Origin of the sequence: Providencia sp. PROV130 (assembly GCF_028482225.1) — a bacterium.
GTDB lineage: Bacteria > Pseudomonadota > Gammaproteobacteria > Enterobacterales > Enterobacteriaceae > Providencia > Providencia rettgeri.
The window spans coordinates 1-17,677 of sequence record NZ_JAMPQC010000032.1; the positions used below are offsets into that span (position 1 = coordinate 1).

Genomic DNA, 17,677 nt, shown 5'->3' on the forward strand with positions numbered 1-17,677 from the left:
TTTAAATACACAGTGCCAGTAATTGTCGCCATAGGATTACTCAATTCCGTTTTATAAAAGGCATAACTATGAAAAAGTACCATTCTTCTATTTTTTTCCGTTAGTTATGCTCAAGTCTTTCTTGTGCATTATTATTGGGCGGTGCATTTACAGCTTCAGCTGCTGGGGATAAATTAACAGTTAGAGCGGGTCAAACGGGTTATTTAGGGGAGTTATATCCCGCGAACCGTAGTGCTTATTTGAATACTCATGCACGGTATCTAAGCCCATTCACCTATCCATTAAGTGATCCCAATATTAACTACCCCATGTTACCTAGGCACGATACCTATCTTAAATTTGCTACTACGAGAAATCATACGATCCAATCTAATTTCCCAAGATATGAAGGTGCGCCAGGTATTCGCTTAATTAATGAAAATGATAGTAGCCGAATTATCGTTTTATTACTCAATGGTACGGTATCGACTTCTTATAAAAACTCAAGCTATCAATCTGTTATCAAAACGGCCACCTTAAAACAATCACGACAAATTGCGGGAAATTTAAAATCCAGCGGGGATTTAGCTTGGGGATTGGGATACAGCTCTACACCAATTAATAATTACTTTCAAGCGGGGGGGACTCCTACGGGGTATATTCGCGCCGATATTACGAGTTTTTCAGCGTTTGCCAGTTCTCAGTCAGGCGGGCCCACAACGGTAGTTAAAGGACGTTATCGATTATCAACCGATGAACAACTCATATTTGGTCAAGGTTCAATTTACTCCTATATGGGTTTCGGTCATGCGGATACTCAGTTACTGGCCGACAGCACACTCAGTATTGAAGCATTAGATTCTTGTACTGTCACCCCGATCACAAGTACTAATATTATCTTTAGTACACAGCTAGCGGGCTATAAACAAAATACATTACTGGAAACACGCCCTGCCAGTATGAGTATTAACTGTGTAACTACGGGTAAATTGCTGATGGTGTTATCAGCAAACCAACAATTATATGGGCAAAATAGTACAGGTACCACGGCGGGCACTAATTTAGCTGGGATGGCGTTGGATTTAGTCTCGGGTAGCTCATCTGAAACTACCGAACGGCCATATATTGTGGCTTCCCAAACCGTGCCTTCATCTGACATCTGCCGCAATGGTAACCCGGATGGTATCAGATACTATGAGCGAGTCAAATTAGGGGATATCACAACGACTAATTTGAAAAAGAACTTATACTTCAACCTATGCCACAATGGTAGTGTTAGAGCAGGTAGTTATCGCGGTAGCATTGATGTATCGTTTTTCTTAGAGTAAATCATCGTCATTGATTTACTCTGTTAGCGCTCAGTCACTTAACGTCATTGAACGCTAATATCATTGAAGTCAGCCAGAAACATGCACTGTATTCGCGGTTTTTTTCGCCATTTTTAATGCACTTTCAATCGAATCTGCAATAGCCAAAGCAACACCTAACCGGCGAGTTCCTGCAATTTCAGGTTTACCAAATAACCGTAATTGCGTATCAGCCCCCAACGCTGCGCCAATATTTGAAAAGATCACATTTTGGCTTTGTAAATTGGGTAAAATAACCGCTGAAGCACTCGGCCCATATTGACGAATCACACCGATTGGGAAGCCAAGAAATGCGCGAACATGTAAGGCAAATTCAGATAAACTCTGTGAAATCAGCGTCACCATGCCTGTATCATGGGGACGAGGCGAAACTTCATTAAAAATGATATCGTCACCACACACAAATAATTCAACACCAAATATTCCGTAGCCCCCCAAAGAGGTAACAATTTTCTCAGCAACATCTTGCGCTTTTTTCAACGCCACTTCACTCATGTACTGTGGCTGCCAAGACTCGCGATAATCCCCTTTTTCTTGTCGGTGCCCTACTGGCGCACAAAAGTGAATGCCATCCACCGCATTAACCGTTAACAATGTGATTTCAAAATCAAAATTAACCATTTTTTCAACAATTACACGGCCTTGACCTGCTCGACCACCTTGCTGTGAGTAATCCCAAGCTTGATTTAATTCGTCTCGAGAACGGATCACACTTTGCCCCTTCCCTGACGAACTCATCACAGGCTTAACAATACAAGGAAAACCGATTTTTTCTGCTACTGCGATAAAATCGGATTTGCTGTCTACAAATTGGTACTCTGATGTTGGCAACTTCAACTCTTCTGCAGCTAAACGACGGATCCCTTCTCTATCCATAGTAAGAACAATCGCTTTCGCAGATGGAACTACTTTTTGTCCTTGTTGTTCCAGTTCCATTAATACCTGTGTCGCAATCGCTTCAATTTCAGGCACAATAATATCGGGTTTTTCAATTGAAACTATTCGCTTCATCGCTTCGCCATCAAGCATGTTTATTGTATAACTGCGGTGTGCAACATGCATCGCTGGCGCATTATCATAGCGATCAACCGCAATAACTTCGATGCCCAAGCGTTGACATTCAATCGCAACTTCTTTGCCTAACTCTCCAGCACCTAATAACATCACTTTTGTTGCTGATTTACACAGCGCAGTACCTAATTGATTCATGATTGATAACCTTACCGACAAAAAAATTACTGCCAATTATATACGCAACCGTTTGCTTTTACTATCAAGGAAAAAATACCATAAGACAAAAAATTTATAATCTTTTGATAATATGGTTAATTATTTAATCTAATGGTGTTTTGTCTCGCCCGGTAATAAAGGGTTCTTTATGAGAAAATTTAATATACTGTTTGCGTAAGATTGCTAACACACAAAATATTAAACCAATCCAAATAAGTGAGAAGCTAATGCCTTTGACCCAATCAAATAGCTCATTAAATAAAAATACGGCTAATAAGAATTGAATTGTTGGTTCTATATATTGTGCTAAACCGATCACCGTTAATGACGTTCGTTTAATTGCCGCGGTAAAAAAGAGCAAAGGAATGATCGTGACTGGAGCCGCTAACATATAAAGAACTTTTATTTGCCAATCCCCTTGGGCCACGGCACTTAAACCATTAGAAGCTAACCACCAAGAGATTGCTATTGCAATAGGCAGCAACCAAAGCGCTTCTAGAAATAAAGACGTAATCACATCAAATCGAATAAATTTACGGATTAATCCATATACCGCAAAAGCACTCCCCATGACTAACGCTAAAATAGGTAATTCGCCATACTGCCAAATTTGGTAACCGACCCCCGCACAAATAAAAATAACAGCCATTTTTTCTGCAAAAACAAGCCGTTCACGAAGGAACAAAACACCAAGTAGAATAGAGAATAATGGGTTAATAAAGTACCCAAGACTCGCGGCTAACACCTGTCCGTGAGTTAATGCGTAGGTAAATGTTGTCCAAGATATCGCCATAACCGACGAACTAAATAAACACAAAATTATCGACCATTTATCAGACCATACCTCGCGCCATAAAGATTTATTTTTAATAATTAAGCGAACAAAAAAAAGTATAGGCACAGACCAAATAAGACGTTCTGCAAGTAGCTCTAAAGGTTCCGCTCCGGGAAGTAAACGATAAAATAATGGTGTGATTCCCCATAAGATATAGGAAAAAATAGCAAGAGCTACTCCCGAGCGAAGCAACATAATTTATCCACAATAAAATCTGATTAAATAATATTAGCTACTTATCATACGCCAAAATGCAAAAAATAAAACTTATCAACATCATAATATAGGTTGAATTATATCAAGTATTCTTAAAATAAAAGGTAACTATATCGCTACCTTTTATTTACTCGCTGCATATATCTTCATCAAAAAACATCACGCTGATGTAATGGTGGTTGCTGCTGCATAAATACACATAATTCCTCTTGTGTCGGCGCTGCGGCAATAGCACCTTTTTTGGTTGTCGCCAATGCACCACAAGCAGTAGCTTGCGAAATGACCTTCATCAGCCCCTCTTTTTCGTTGACTAGCCCATATTGTGAAATGGCCGCCAACAACCCCGCCATAAATGCATCACCAGCCCCTGTGGTATCAATACTTTCTACTAAATAAGCACTTACGGCCATTTGAACCGAAGAAGTGAACACCTGACAACCTTTAGCCCCTTGAGTAACAATTTTTAATTGGGCAGGATAGCTTTGCAATTTGGCGATTGCATTTTCAAAACGACTTTCTTGCGTTAACCACAGCAGCTCATCATCAGAAAGTTTTAAAATATCCGCTCGTTTTGCAAAATTATCAACAACTTGATGCATTTCATCGGGATCAGACCACATTTGAGGACGAATATTAATATCAAAACTCAGTAATCCACCAGCGAGTTTTAGTTGTTCGATAGCTGTCGATAGAGATGCTCTACATTGATGATGCACTAGAGCTAATGAGCAAAAATGCAAAATATCATTACCAAATTGCGGTAAGTTATTTGTCGTTAAAAATTGGTCAGCCGATGGAGAAACTAAAAAAGAAAACTCACGTTCTCCGTTTTCATGCAACGAGACGAGAACAGTACTTGTTTTGTACTTTTCATCAAATTCCATCGCACTAGTATCAACCCCTATATCAAATAAGGTTTTTTGCATGAAATGCCCGAAAGCTTCTTCACCGACTCGTCCAATAAAACCACTATTTTGCCCTAAGCGTGCAACCCCAGCGGCGACATTCACAGGCGCACCACCAGCACAAGCTTCATATTGCATGTTTTGAAGAGGAATTAAATCAATGACTGCATCCCCTAATGCCCAAACTTTCATTATATCTCCTTTGCGAGTTTTATATTTTTAACCTTTATTCATATTCATAAATTACACATTACCAACTCATAAAAATAAAACTAGTAAACGCAAACTGTTAACGTTAACATTGAGTATAAAGAAGCCAGCAAATAAACGCACCTATTATTGAATTTCATGCGCTCATTTTGTTATCGCGATCGAAAAATGTTCAGGAAGCCATAATGAAAAAACAACTTGAATTAGCCAACGAAACCATCAAAACAGCAAGGGAAAGCATGAGCTTGCAGTTCTATCCACAATACCACCTTGCCCCTTATGTAGGCTGGATGAATGACCCAAATGGTTTGATCTATCATCAAGGACAATACCACGCATTTTATCAACATCATCCATTTAGTGCGATTTGGGGCCCCATGCATTGGGGTCATGCAACAAGCACTGATATGGTCCATTGGCAACATCAACCCATTGCGTTAGCACCAAGTGAAGATTATGACCGAGATGGTTGTTTCTCAGGCTCCGCAATTAGTTACGATAACAAATTGTATTTGTTTTACACAGGCCATATCTGGTTAGCAAATCCAGGTGATGACAGCCAAATCATCCAATCACAGTGTGTTGCAATCAGTGAAGATGGTATTCATTTCGAAAAGAAAGGTGTTGTACTTCCTTCCCCTGATGGCTATATGCACTTTAGAGATCCTAAAGTTTGGCAACAAGATGGCAAATGGTGGATGGTGGTTGGTGCAAGAGACTCTCAAGATCAAGGGCAAATCCTCTTATTCAACTCTACTGACTTATTAAATTGGGATCAAAATTATCAAATCCTAGCAAAAACTGACGACGATGATGTTTATATGTGGGAATGCCCTGATTTCTTTCCATTAGGCGAAAAATTTATTGCCCTCTTTTCTCCTCAAGGAAAAAAAGCAAAAAATTATCAATATCGAAATTTATTTCAAAATGGCTATTTGGTTGGTAATTGGTCGCCTAATTTACCTTATCAAATTTCACATTCATTTACTGAGCTTGATTTTGGCCAAGACTTTTATGCACCTCAAACCTTTTTAGCTAAAGACGGTCGTCGTATCGCTATCGCTTGGATGGATATGTGGGAAAGTCATATGCCCACACAAAAACATGGGTGGTCAGGGTGTTTTACTTTACCTAGAGAGCTAACACTGAATGAACAAGGTAAAATTATCTCTAAACCTATAGAGGAATTGAAATCATTACGCCAGTCTGCAAGCCATTTTTCCGCAACAATGTTAGCCAAAAACAGCACCATAGTGTTGAATGAAAATGCGACAAGTTGTGAAATAGAACTTATTTGGGATTTACAACAAAGCCCGGCTGAAAAATTTGGCTTTTGGATTGGATACGGCGTGCAGTTCTATGTTGATAACCAAAATCAGCAATTAACCTTAATGCGTCATTACCCTGAATATACAATTAGTGATAATCGTTGTGCTCCGATACCCCAAGGTCATCAACTTAAAATAAATGCTTTTATCGACCACTCTAGCTTGGAAGTATTTATTAATGATGGTGAACTCAATTTTAGTTGCCGTATCTACCCACACCAAAGTGAACGAGATTTAAGATTATTTGCAATAAATCACCAGGCTAAACTAGAAAAAGCGATTTATTGGGAACTCAAGAAAGCGATTGAATAACTGTCCATTCGATTTGCTTTCTCGGCGAAACTAAAAAGAATTACGTTCTAACAAGTCGCAAGCAACATATTCAACACTATTTTGCTGCCGTTCTTCTATGATGTGCAAAGCGGCTTGTTGACCTAACTGATAGTGCGGTAACACAACCGTACTTAATGGCGGGTAAAATAGCTCTCCGACACCTATCATATTATCGTAGCCAAGTACTGCGATATCTTGTGGGATACGTAAACCACGACTAAGCAGTACTTGGTAAGCTAAAAATGCAATACGGTCATTTCCACAAATAATGACATCAAAATCCGGTTTTTGATTCTTAAAATGACTATTAATTAAAGCTATAACATCTAAATAGTGTTCATCACCTAGCTCTAAATGGTATTGCTGAAGCGATGCTAGCGGTAAATTAGCCGTTGCCCATGCAGATTCCACCGCTTCACGGCGCGTTTTTCCAGCAAGTGTCTCTTGCGGGATATAAAGACAAAGAGGATTCCGATACCCTTTCTCTATTAAGCGATTAACTGCATTCAATTGACCATTAAAGTCATCTGGTACATAAGCTGGAAACTGCCCTTTTTTATCTATGCAATTTGCAAGAACCAAACGATTATTATGTAATCCTTCAGGAATAGTCACTTCTCGAAGCCCCATCGTAGTATAAATAATACCATCTGGCCGCTGGGATAATAATTGTCGGACAGCTCTTTCACTATCTTCACTGGAGGTAATATTAACAACAAAGCTACTCCAGCCGAATTGCCTCGCGGTTTGCTCTATTGAAAGAATGATTTCCACAGAAAACGGAGTTGTTGCTGTATCAAGAGCCAAAACGCCAACTGTCGAAACCCTAGAACTTTTTCCTCTAATCTTACGTGCAGAAAAATCAGGAACATAATTGAGTGACTCAATAGCTTGTTGGACCTGTTTCAAGGTTTCAGGCTTGAGTAATTCAGGGCTATTAATTGCCCGTGATACTGTCATCAATGAAACATTTGCAAGCCGAGCTACGTCTTTTAAAGAAGCCATTAAGTATATTCACTCATCAAACCTAGGTAAGAATAAATTTTAGCATGTTAAATATAAAAAGCACTTAATCTTCGTCAATTCACAAGTTAAGTACTATCACCTAAGAAAACAGCATAAAGTGTACATCTAAGACTTTTTATGACTAATGATTTAAGATATTATTGATTAGCTTTAACAATATTTCTATCTATTACTTTATGTTAAAAAACACATTTAATAAGTAAGTTCACCTAACATGTTACACGTCATTAATCGAATATTACCCAATGACACAAACTTTAACTATTGTTTCTATTTTTATATTAAATTTAACTAGATGATGTTTTTAATATAAATTAAGGTCAGTAATACACTAATAAAAAGAACAACGATCAGTAGAAAATATTATTGTGAAATTATAATTTCACTTTATTTATCTACGTATTTAATCAGATTCGTATGAATATCAAATCAGTTCAACAGGAGTATGGTGATGAATAACACCATTCACGTAATCGTAGAAAGTGATAATGTCTTTAAGAATAAACTGAAACTAATGATGGAATCTTTTGGTTTTATCTTTAGATTTTATAATAACGAAGAAGTGTTTATGAGTAATTATACTTACCCTAGTGAGGGTAATGTAAAAGAATGTATTTTATTATTCTTAAACAATGATGAAAATCGTATTAGTCGATTAAACAATATAAATAATTCATTTGGTATTGTTCCATTCATTGTGCTTGCTGAAGAGCCTTCTATCAGTTTGTGCCGTGAGAGTTTTAAAGCTGGAGCTTTTGATTTTTTCCCTTTTCCTTTCAAGGACATTGAAATTCTAAACTCCATCAGCAACGCAACAGAATTATTTTTAAATATGCATGAAAAGTATAAGAAATATACCTACCTCTCTGATAAATTTAACCGTCTTTCGGTTAGAGAACGAGAGATTATGGATATGATATTAGAAGGTAATACTAGTAAAGAAACCGCTGAAAAACTGTCACTATCACCAAGAACTGTAGAAGTTCATCGCTCTAACATTTATACGAAACTAGGTATTAAATCACTACCACAACTTATTCAAGAATACGAATATATTAATACCTATCCTAAATATATTTAATTTATATGATATGCTCATCTTGTTATAGCGTTATTATTTCTGGTGGTTTGATTCTAAGCCATCAGAAACTAATTACCTAAAAAATGCCAAAGACACTATAATTTAGATAAATATAGATAAAAATTCTGTCAATTTTGAAATAATAACTTGTTTTTATAAGTGATAAACAATAGCTCTACTCTATCACAGACTAAAGAAACCTAAGTGAATTGATAATTCCACTCGTAATAATAACTACTAATACTTGCAAAATAAAATAATACTTTTTTGTGTTACTGAAATATCATTTAAAATAATAGTGCAGTTATCACACCATTTTTTAGTAAGACAATGCGCTTTCTCATCGATATTTATCCATCACAAATCTAAAAAAATAGGGCTATAAACGACATACCAACTTACCTAGCTCAAGCATAATGAGCATCGTTTTCATTTTCTTTTCTCGATACATCAAGTAACGACACAAGCAGATAGATTACGCTTTATTTATCTATCGACTGTCGTTCAAAATGTTGGTAAATTTTTCGCGCTTCGCTGTTTTTATGCTTTTTTGTTGTTGCCCACAAAAACATGCGAAAGCGCTTTTTTTTTGCGGCCCAAAGCATACGAGAGAAGCTATTTGTAGTCTTTAATGTTAATTTCATACTGCTTTAGTTTGCGCCATAACGTTGTCCGTCCCATATTAAGGACTTTATGCATTTTTTGAATTTTACCTTCACAAGCCTGCGCCACTTCAATAATCAAAGCTTTCTCAACTGAATGAATATCCAAGTTAGCGAATCGTTGCTCTACCTTATTTTCCCTAAAAATTTCTTGTTTATAATAGTGAAACTTCAACTTCCCACTCGCTTCCCTTGCTAAAGCCTGCGTAAGTGCAAACAAAATATTGCAGTTCTTCTGAGTTGAAGATAAAGCAACAACTAGAACTGGCTCTCCAGCATGTGAATACACTGGAGCTAGATAATAAAAAATCCCATGTAATTCGATTGGCGCGGCATACAACTTAGCCTGTGCTCCATAAGTTAAATTATCAGATAATAAGGTTGCTATCTCAAAATTGCCACCCAACTCATGACTAAGCCAAAGTGTTTTTCCATCAGAGCTAATCAGAGAACTTCGAATATTATTATCATGTAATGAGGCTAATCCGCCTTCAATAGTTGTATAAGTAAGCTCTACAATATATTTATAATCATCTGAATTATAAATACTTTCTTTTACAGGTGTTGTAGTTGGAAATATTAAATGAATCGACATAGTTATCCTTATTCTTCGATAAGAGTTATCTGATTATGTCAATTTTCCATTTAATTATTATATTCTAGATCAAGTTATTAATTGATAGATTTAAACCAATTGATCCACATCAATTTTTCACAATTAAAAGCAGTTAATCAATATGGTAAAAAACAAAATGGCTAACTTAATTTACCTAAGTTAGCCATTTACACGTTTAAAACGCTCTGATTCACTTAAGAAGTGACAATATTTCCCCACAGGTCATATTCATCTGCATGCTCAACGAATACTTTCACTATATCCCCTGCGTTAACACCAAATTCACCATTAAGATAAACCATACCATCAATTTCTGGTGCGTCTGCCATGCTACGGCCAACAGCACCCTCATCATCAACTTCATCAATAATGACTAAAATTTCTTTACCAATTTTATCTTGTAAACGCTGTGTAGAGATTTGTTGTTGTAATTGCATAAAACGATGATAACGATCTTCTTTAATTTCCTCAGGGACTTGATCCGCCAGCTCATTCGCTTTCGCCCCCTCGACAGGGCTATACTTAAAGCAGCCTACTCGGTCTAACTTAGCTTCCGATAAGAAATCGAGTAGCATTTGAAAATCGTCTTCTGTCTCACCAGGGAACCCCACAATAAATGTTGAACGTAAGGTGAGTTCAGGGCAAATTTCACGCCAACGTTTAATTCGTTCAAGTGTTCTTTCTACAGCGCCAGGGCGTTTCATTAACTTTAAAATTTTGGGACTTGCATGCTGCAGCGGAATATCTAGGTAAGGTAAAACTTTACCTTCTGCCATCAAAGGGATGACATCATCAACATGCGGATAAGGATACACATAATGTAAACGTACCCATACGCCCAGTGAAGCAAGTTGTTCACATAACCCCACCATGCTAGTTTTTACAGGCTGCCCATCCCAAAAACCCGTTTTATTTTTAACATCAACACCATACGCAGAGGTATCTTGTGAAATAACCAGTAACTCTTTTACCCCTGAAGCGACTAAACGCTTAGCTTCATTTAACACATCCCCAATTGGGCGGCTATCTAAATCCCCTCGCATAGAAGGAATAATGCAAAAAGTACAACGATGATTGCATCCTTCGGAAATCTTTAAATAAGCGTAATGTTTTGGAGTTAGTTTTACCCCTTGTTCTGGAACTAAACTCAAGAAAGGATCATGTTCAGGTTTTGGAACATAGTGGTGCACATGGTTAAGTACCTGCTCATAGCTATGTGGGCCAGTGATTTCTAAAACTTTTGGATGTACTTCACGAATTTGGTTCTCTTTCGCGCCAAGGCACCCTGTGACAATCACTTTGCCATTTTCATTCAGAGCTTCCCCAATCGCTTCTAGTGATTCCTGCACCGCGCTATCGATAAACCCACACGTATTCACAATGACTAAGTCTGCATTATCATAGCTAGGAACGACTTGGTAACCATCAGTGCGCAACTCAGTTAAAATACGTTCTGAATCAACTAGGTTTTTCGGGCAGCCGAGAGAGACGAAGCCAATTTTTGGCACCGGATTAGTATTTTGCGACATAACTCACTTCTTTTTTTGTGTTATAAATATTGTTTTAGAAAAATGGGCGAAATTTTACCTGAAGAATTGAGGGAATTGTATAAATTTTTATCGAAAATAATCTGTATTTAACGCGAGAATAATAGAAAAAGTTTGTGTTAATTAGGCGATTTCTACAAACCATTTTTGTAAAAATCACCTAAGAATGTCAATCAGCGATTAACCGAACGAGCAATACGTGAATAGGTGTGACGAACACCACGGATAACAATACTATAATTTAAAATATTCTCAGGTAATGCGATTCCGTTATAACCTGAATCACCAATATGGTGTAAATCTGTCCCGGCCATTTTGCACATTAATGCAATTTGCCGAATAGTTTGTAAATCTGCACCTTCTTGAGAAGTGCCAATCGCCGTCATTGTCATCACGCCTTGGGAATGGCAATAACCTACCATTTTTTGCACAAATTCTAATGAAATCCCAGGTACCGTTCCCGGAGCAGGGAGCAAAATAATATCCGCACCATTGTTAATAAAGGTACGAATATCATCTTCCGTGATGAGTTGCTCTGCCGAAGCATTTAAAACACCAGCAGCGTGCATTTTTCCCGTAATAAGCACAATATCTTCACCCACAACAGCTTTAAGCTCTTTAAGGCTCTGGTTAATTTCCTGATTAGTTACTCCATTGCCAGGGTTCCCCGTTAGAACAATAATATCCGCACCCATTTCTTTTAATTTAAGGGCATTTTTGACTGTTGCTAATCGCCCTTCTGACATTTTCCATTGCGCATCTTGTGTCGGATTATTAAAGCCCTCAGGTACAGGCTCTAAATTCACACCGATTGCTCGTCCCGTTAAACGCTTAAGTGTGCGAATGATTTCCTCAGGTTCAACCCCTTCGGGTAGGCCTTGCATAATCGGTTGATTAACATCAAAAACATTCAATAATAAAATGTCTGCACCTTGGCTTGCGGCTAATTCAGCATTTGTCACCGTCATTAATACGGGTTGAATTGTGCCTATGGTTTCAGAAACCAAAATTCGCCCTTCACTTGCTTTAATTGATTCTAATAGGCTCTTTTTATTGAGTTTTGCAATTTCTGAAGCAGAGCAATCAAGATAACGTCGTTGCATGGCTATACCTTTATTTTCAACAAAATGAATGAAGTGTTCTTTCGCAATAAAATTCACACCTTCAAAATATATCATGTAGACAATAATAAACTGCCTAATAGAACACACTATTAGCAAGTTATTTTTTAAAGAATAATAACTTTTTCTAACACTTAGATTTTTATATAAAAACAAACATTTTTAGCGACTAGTAATTTACTTATCGTAAATTACCTCTTGTTTTTTAGTAATAGTAATGATTATCATTACAGCTCTATATCACTTATGGTAAGGACTAAAATAATGAAACTCGCCTATAAAGCTGCTGTTTCAGGTCTCGCGTTGTTTTCAATCTCAGCATTAGCTCAAGAGTACCCTCTCGGTCACCCTGTGATCAAAAACGGAATGGAAATCCAAGGTGTTTACCTACAACCAATTACAATGGATACCGAAGAAGGCCATCATGCGATGTCTCACTTAGCTGCAGATAAAGCAGATGTCCACTTAGAAGCAGATATTCACGCTGTTGAAGATAACCCAAATGGCTTTGCAGAAGGCGATTGGATCCCTTACCTAACCATTGAATATTCAGTCACTAAACTTGGTGATAAACCACAAACTCAAACAGGCACATTTATGCCTATGGTGGCAAGTGATGGCCCTCATTATGGTGAAAACATCAAATTAGATGGCAATGGTAAATACCGTGTCACCTATAAAATTTACCCGCCATCACACAATAAAGATGTTGCCTTTGGCCGTCATATTGATAAAGAAACAGGTGTGGCCCCTTGGTTCCAACCTTTCGAAGTTTCTTGGGATTTTGACTACGCAGGTGTTGGCCGTAAAGGTAGTTACTAATTTTTTAACCTAAATTAGTTAAGGGCTTAACCAAGGAAATTTTCTTGCATAAGCCCTTTTTTGTTTGTCGTTATAAAAGGATAAACCAAGCCAAAATGAAAACATTACTGAGCTTTTTACTGGTTATCACTTGTACAATAATTCCCCTACCTTCATTTGCTGCAGAAAAATATACTGTCGAATTAGAAATGAAAAATGGTGATCTTATCCCGCGTGTTCTTGAAGTTCCTGCAAAAACGATTATCCGTATTAAAATTACCAACACAGGCACTGAGCCCGCAGAATTTGAAAGTATTCAATTAAGAAAAGAAAAAGTTTTAGCCCCTGGTGCAAGCTCTGTTGTTGTTATCGCGCCATTGAAACCTGGCACATATACTTTTTTTGATGACTTCCATCTTTCTCACCCCAAAGGCGAGATCATTGCGAAATAAAAGGATTTAGCATGGGACAGGTTCTGTTTGTTGTGTGGCGTGAAAGTTTTGAAGCGTTGCTTGTCATTGGTATTATTTATGCGTGGATTAAACGACACCCTGACGCACACAATGGTATGAAATACCTTTGGGCAGGTGTTGCTATTGGAATGATTACCTCCATCCTACTCGCTCTTCTCATCTATGGCGTATTTAATGTCCTTGATGATACGGGGCAATCACTGTTTATGATTTTTATGGAGTTACTCGCTTGTATTCTGATTGTCCAAATGGTGTATTGGATGAACAAACATGGCAGCTCAATGAAATCAGAAATTGAATCAGGAATAAGCCATAATGCAGCTCACCATAACTGGTGGGGCGCCGCATTGATTATTGCTATTGCCATTGCCCGTGAAGGAAGCGAAATCGTCGTCTTTTTATCTAGCTTTATTATGTCGTTAACCGCGTCTAATGCATCGGCTTTCTTTATCGAAGTCGGTGGTGGAATTGCAATTGCAGGTCTTACACTCTATGCTTTCTTATTAACAAATCGCTTAGTGTCATGGTCTATCTTCTTTAAGGTTACCGGCATTATTCTATTGTTCCTCGCGTTATCCCTCCTACTTAAAGGGGTAGAAGAAAGCGCTAATTTACTGATTGAATATGATTTTCCCATCCCTGAGTTTTTAATTTATCCCGCTTGGGATACAACTGCATTTCTTGACGATTCGGGTATTGCTGGTAATTTTATCTCTTCTTTCTTTGCCTATCGTTCACAGCCCATTTGGCTCAGTGTCATAACCTTCATCCTTTATTGGGCTATTGTGATCCCATTGTTTACTCGGAGCAAAAAAAAATGTCTAGCTCACTGAGGCATAGCATCAAATGGGTCTCTATTAGCTTAATACTCAGTATGGCACTACCTAGCTTGGTTCAAGGTAAAGCACTGAGATCCCCTGTACAAACAGGGGATAACATCATTATCGCTAAAGGGGATATTCCCACTCCTGAAAAATATCAACATGCCATCCAAACCTATTTAGCCTTTGCCACTGCTGAATTGGCAGAAATGGTGACGCAATTGGAATTGTTACAACAAAGTTTACAACAAGGAAAGCTAGAGCAAGCCCAAACCGCGTATATTCAGGCTCACCAACATTATGAAACAGTACGCCCGATTATTATTTTATTTGGTAATACGGATAGAACAATTAATCCAAGGGCCGATTATTTCCTTGATAAAGAAACTGATTACCGCTTTACGGGGTTTCATCTTGTTGAATACCAATTATTTATGCAAAAAAATACTGAACTTGCCTTAACGGCAAACCAAGAATTATTACTTAAAGGGCGTGATTTGTATAAACGGGTAGCAACTGAAACCATTGAAATACCTAAGCTCGTGCAAGCCTCAGCTGATTTTATTGAAATGATCTTAGAAACGAAATTGGGCGGTAAAGAAAATATCTACAGTTTGTCTGATTTAACTGATATTGCTGCTAATTTGAAAGGGTCACAAAAAATAATTGAAATTATTAAGCCTTTTATCAAGCCAGAAACCCTTGAAAAAATACAGAAAAATGACCAACTGATTAATCAAATAATGCAGTCATATCAACTATCAAATACGACATATCAACCTTATAGCCAATTACAACTCAAAGACAAAATGGCGCTTTATTCATTATTCACTCAGCAAGCCGAAACCTTAGCAAAATTACGTGCTGAGCTCGATGTCGATGTTTACTATAAATATTAAGGCATACATTTATGCAAGCTAAACTGAGAAATATATTTCAAACCAACGGAATGTCTCGGCGTAATGCCCTAAAAATGCTCGCAATTAGTAGCGCAGCTTTAGCCGCCCCAGCATTAAAAGCACAAGACAAAATCGCCGATTGCCAACTCACTTATGACAAAGCAATCAATTATCTTGGGCCACACCAAGCCGGTGTTTTGACGCCTGAACCCAAAAATGCCTCCTTCATCGCATTTAATATGACGGCAAATTCCATCGAAGAATTACAGACTGTTTTTACTCTACTAACCCAGCGTATCGCTGATTTAACCCAACCCCAAAAAGCGCCTCCAATCAATAATGATAAAATGCCTCCCGCAGAATCTGGTATTCTGGGAGCGCAACAACAACCCGACTCACTAACCATCACCGTTGCTTTAGGTAACTCTCTGTTTGATAACCGGTTCGGCTTAAATAAAATCAAACCTAAATATCTTAGTGAAATGACCAGTTTCCCCAACGATCGGTTAGAACAGAAATGGTGTGGTGGCGATCTTCTTCTGCAAATATGCGCGAATAGCCAAGAAAGCGTTATCTATGCATTACGTGACATTTTGCGTCATATTTCTCCATACAGCTTTCCCCTCTGGAAAATAGACGGCTTCTTACCTGCACGAGACATTGATAGCCATTCCACTCCTATCAATCTTTTTGGTTTTAAGGATGGAACGGGAAATGCACCTGCTGATGACAATTTATTGATGAACGAATTAATTTGGATAACAAAAGGCAGTCAAGAGCCATCTTGGTGTGATGGAGGGACATACCAAGCAGTACGTCTCATTCGCTTTAATTTAGAATTTTGGGATAGAACGCCATTAGAAGATCAAGAAAATGATTTTGGTCGCCATAAAGATTCAGGAGCACCCATCGGCATGAAAAATGAGCATGATGATCCTGAGTTTGGCCAAGACCCTCATGGCGACCGTATTTTATTTGATTCCCATATGCGCCGTGCAGAACCCCGCAATCCTGAACGTTATACTGCAAAATTAAGGCGAAGGAGCTACAGCTATTCACTCGGGTTAACCGAAACAGGAACACTCGATATGGGGTTGGTTTTCGTCTCTTTTCAACAAAATTTAAAGACAGGCTTTATCGATACTCAAAAGCGCCTTAATGGTGAACCGCTTGAACGTTATATCAAGCCCTTTGGTGGCGGGTACTACTTTGTATTACCTGGAATTGAGTCGGCACATGACATACTTGCTGAAAAAATGTTTACAGCCTTAAAACAAACTAAATAATGATATGAATAAAAGCCCCTATTACCCTTGCTATAGGGGCTTTACTTGCAACTCTATCATCAACTATTAGGCATTTTAAATAATAAAATACTGCCTAGATTTAAACATATTATTATTTTTTTCGTTCCTTCACATCCGCTTCAACTTCTTGTTTCCAATCCTCTGATATTGGCGCAGACATTTGCTTCGCTTCCACCGCTTTATTTACCGCACGGTAAGCCTTATCGTATCCAGTCCCATCTTGGACATAACCAGTCGCATTTGAACTTTTAATTCCAATATTTTCTGCTTCAGAAATAGCATCAATATTGGCTCCCAAGAAAATAAAATCCCATTTATCTTCTGTTTCTGCAGACTTAATCATGGCTTTAATTTTCGCTTGAGAATATTTACGGCTACTATTTTCTTGTCCATCTGTAATTATCACAAAAAGAACATTATTATTTTTTGTAACCTTTCTATTTTCTTGCATTTTTTCAATACCGTCTCCTATCGCATCTAATAATGCGGTATAACCACCAACGGGATAATCATCAAGTGTTAGATTAGAAACCTTTTCAATGGGTTCTCTATTATGAAGTAAACTTGTTTTGTCATTAAATAAAATAGTTGTAATGTAGGTTTTTATTTTTTTCCCTTTATTTTCAGTTAATACACTATTATATCCACCGATTGTATCGGTTTCGAATCCTGACATTGAACCGCTTTTATCAAGAATAAACACTAAATCTAAAACATCGGGTTCTTTTTTAGTATCAATAATAGTAGTACTACTAGCTATAGAGGAAAATAAAAACAAAAATGCAGCTGATATGACGGTGAAAACGGATTGTATGGATAAATTCATCGCCGAGTTCCTTGGTGTGGTTAATATAAATATAACCACACCAATCTCGCTTTTTCGCCAATTATTTAAAATAAGATTACTCTGTATACTTAAT

Annotated in this window: 16 protein-coding genes; 8 read left to right on the plus strand and 8 right to left on the minus strand. The window is 37.7% G+C overall.

All coding sequences use genetic code 11. The features are described from left to right. Nucleotides 1–134 precede the first annotated feature (134 nt). A complete protein-coding gene (locus PSF28_RS20295; RefSeq protein WP_272685570.1) occupies nucleotides 135–1,307 on the plus strand; it encodes a hypothetical protein in 1,173 nt (390 codons plus the stop codon). A 69-nt stretch (nucleotides 1,308–1,376) separates the two neighbouring features. Here PSF28_RS20295 and purT read toward each other — a convergent pair whose 3' ends face one another. The 3 genes from purT to PSF28_RS20310 all read right to left on the minus strand — a co-directional run bounded on the left by purT (nucleotide 1,377) and on the right by PSF28_RS20310 (nucleotide 4,724). Next, complete coding sequence (gene purT, locus PSF28_RS20300) at nucleotides 1,377–2,555, minus strand: formate-dependent phosphoribosylglycinamide formyltransferase (RefSeq protein ID WP_210839645.1); 1,179 nt, start codon at nucleotides 2,553–2,555, stop codon at nucleotides 1,377–1,379. A gap of 124 nt (nucleotides 2,556–2,679) precedes the next feature. Continuing rightward, the gene (gene rarD, locus PSF28_RS20305) at nucleotides 2,680–3,606 is read right to left on the minus strand and encodes an EamA family transporter RarD (protein WP_210839647.1); all 927 of its coding nucleotides are present in this window, start codon (nucleotides 3,604–3,606) and stop codon (nucleotides 2,680–2,682) included. A 170-nt stretch (nucleotides 3,607–3,776) separates the two neighbouring features. Continuing rightward, nucleotides 3,777–4,724, minus strand: coding sequence for an aminoimidazole riboside kinase (locus PSF28_RS20310; RefSeq protein ID WP_272684364.1), 948 nt, complete (start codon nucleotides 4,722–4,724; stop codon nucleotides 3,777–3,779). Nucleotides 4,725–4,927: 203 nt separating this feature from the next. On the opposite strand from PSF28_RS20310, the gene PSF28_RS20315 reads away from it, so the two are divergent. Beyond that, nucleotides 4,928–6,382: a glycoside hydrolase family 32 protein gene (locus PSF28_RS20315; RefSeq protein WP_210839652.1), complete on the plus strand. Its 1,455-nt coding sequence runs from the start codon at nucleotides 4,928–4,930 to the stop codon at nucleotides 6,380–6,382. A gap of 30 nt (nucleotides 6,383–6,412) precedes the next feature. Here the strand turns inward: PSF28_RS20315 and PSF28_RS20320 are convergent, their stop codons facing one another. Then, on the minus strand, nucleotides 6,413–7,408 hold the full coding sequence (locus tag PSF28_RS20320) for a LacI family DNA-binding transcriptional regulator (RefSeq protein WP_272685571.1): 996 nt from the start codon (nucleotides 7,406–7,408) through the stop codon (nucleotides 6,413–6,415). A 472-nt stretch (nucleotides 7,409–7,880) separates the two neighbouring features. Here PSF28_RS20320 and PSF28_RS20325 point away from each other — a divergent pair, with 472 nt between their 5' ends. Next, nucleotides 7,881–8,510, plus strand: coding sequence for a response regulator transcription factor (locus PSF28_RS20325; RefSeq protein ID WP_272666497.1), 630 nt, complete (start codon nucleotides 7,881–7,883; stop codon nucleotides 8,508–8,510). Between the two features lie 615 nt (nucleotides 8,511–9,125). Here the strand turns inward: PSF28_RS20325 and PSF28_RS20330 are convergent. The 3 genes from PSF28_RS20330 to PSF28_RS20340 all read right to left on the minus strand — a co-directional run bounded on the left by PSF28_RS20330 (nucleotide 9,126) and on the right by PSF28_RS20340 (nucleotide 12,438). Next, on the minus strand, nucleotides 9,126–9,767 hold the full coding sequence (locus PSF28_RS20330; protein ID WP_210838105.1) for a helix-turn-helix domain-containing protein: 642 nt from the start codon (nucleotides 9,765–9,767) through the stop codon (nucleotides 9,126–9,128). 215 nt (nucleotides 9,768–9,982) lie between these two features. Further along, nucleotides 9,983–11,317 (minus strand): 30S ribosomal protein S12 methylthiotransferase RimO, encoded by a 1,335-nt coding sequence (rimO, locus tag PSF28_RS20335; RefSeq protein WP_210838103.1) that lies wholly within the window; start codon nucleotides 11,315–11,317, stop codon nucleotides 9,983–9,985. Nucleotides 11,318–11,508: 191 nt separating this feature from the next. Beyond that, entirely contained in the window at nucleotides 11,509–12,438 is a 930-nt protein-coding gene (locus PSF28_RS20340) for a DUF7916 family protein (protein WP_210838101.1), read from the minus strand. Nucleotides 12,439–12,720: 282 nt separating this feature from the next. Between PSF28_RS20340 and PSF28_RS20345 the strand changes: the two genes are divergently transcribed. The 5 genes from PSF28_RS20345 (at nucleotide 12,721) to efeB (ending at nucleotide 16,736) form a co-directional block, all read left to right on the plus strand. Beyond that, a complete protein-coding gene (locus PSF28_RS20345) occupies nucleotides 12,721–13,278 on the plus strand; it encodes an iron transporter (RefSeq protein WP_004913787.1) in 558 nt (185 codons plus the stop codon). Nucleotides 13,279–13,373: 95 nt separating this feature from the next. Beyond that, the gene (locus PSF28_RS20350) at nucleotides 13,374–13,709 is read left to right on the plus strand and encodes a cupredoxin domain-containing protein (RefSeq protein ID WP_210838100.1); all 336 of its coding nucleotides are present in this window, start codon (nucleotides 13,374–13,376) and stop codon (nucleotides 13,707–13,709) included. Between the two features lie 11 nt (nucleotides 13,710–13,720). Then, nucleotides 13,721–14,563, plus strand: a complete 843-nt coding sequence (locus tag PSF28_RS20355) for an FTR1 family iron permease (RefSeq protein WP_272685572.1) — start codon at nucleotides 13,721–13,723, stop codon at nucleotides 14,561–14,563. Continuing rightward, nucleotides 14,548–15,450, plus strand: a complete 903-nt coding sequence (locus tag PSF28_RS20360; protein WP_210838096.1) for an EfeM/EfeO family lipoprotein — start codon at nucleotides 14,548–14,550, stop codon at nucleotides 15,448–15,450. The genes PSF28_RS20355 and PSF28_RS20360 overlap by 16 nt, the downstream gene beginning before the upstream one ends. A gap of 11 nt (nucleotides 15,451–15,461) precedes the next feature. Further along, entirely contained in the window at nucleotides 15,462–16,736 is a 1,275-nt protein-coding gene (gene efeB / locus PSF28_RS20365) for an iron uptake transporter deferrochelatase/peroxidase subunit (protein WP_272685573.1), read from the plus strand. A gap of 112 nt (nucleotides 16,737–16,848) precedes the next feature. On the opposite strand, the gene PSF28_RS20370 is transcribed toward efeB, so the two are convergent. Next, on the minus strand, nucleotides 16,849–17,583 hold the full coding sequence (locus PSF28_RS20370) for a vWA domain-containing protein (RefSeq protein WP_210838092.1): 735 nt from the start codon (nucleotides 17,581–17,583) through the stop codon (nucleotides 16,849–16,851). Between the last annotated feature and the right edge of the window lie 94 nt (nucleotides 17,584–17,677).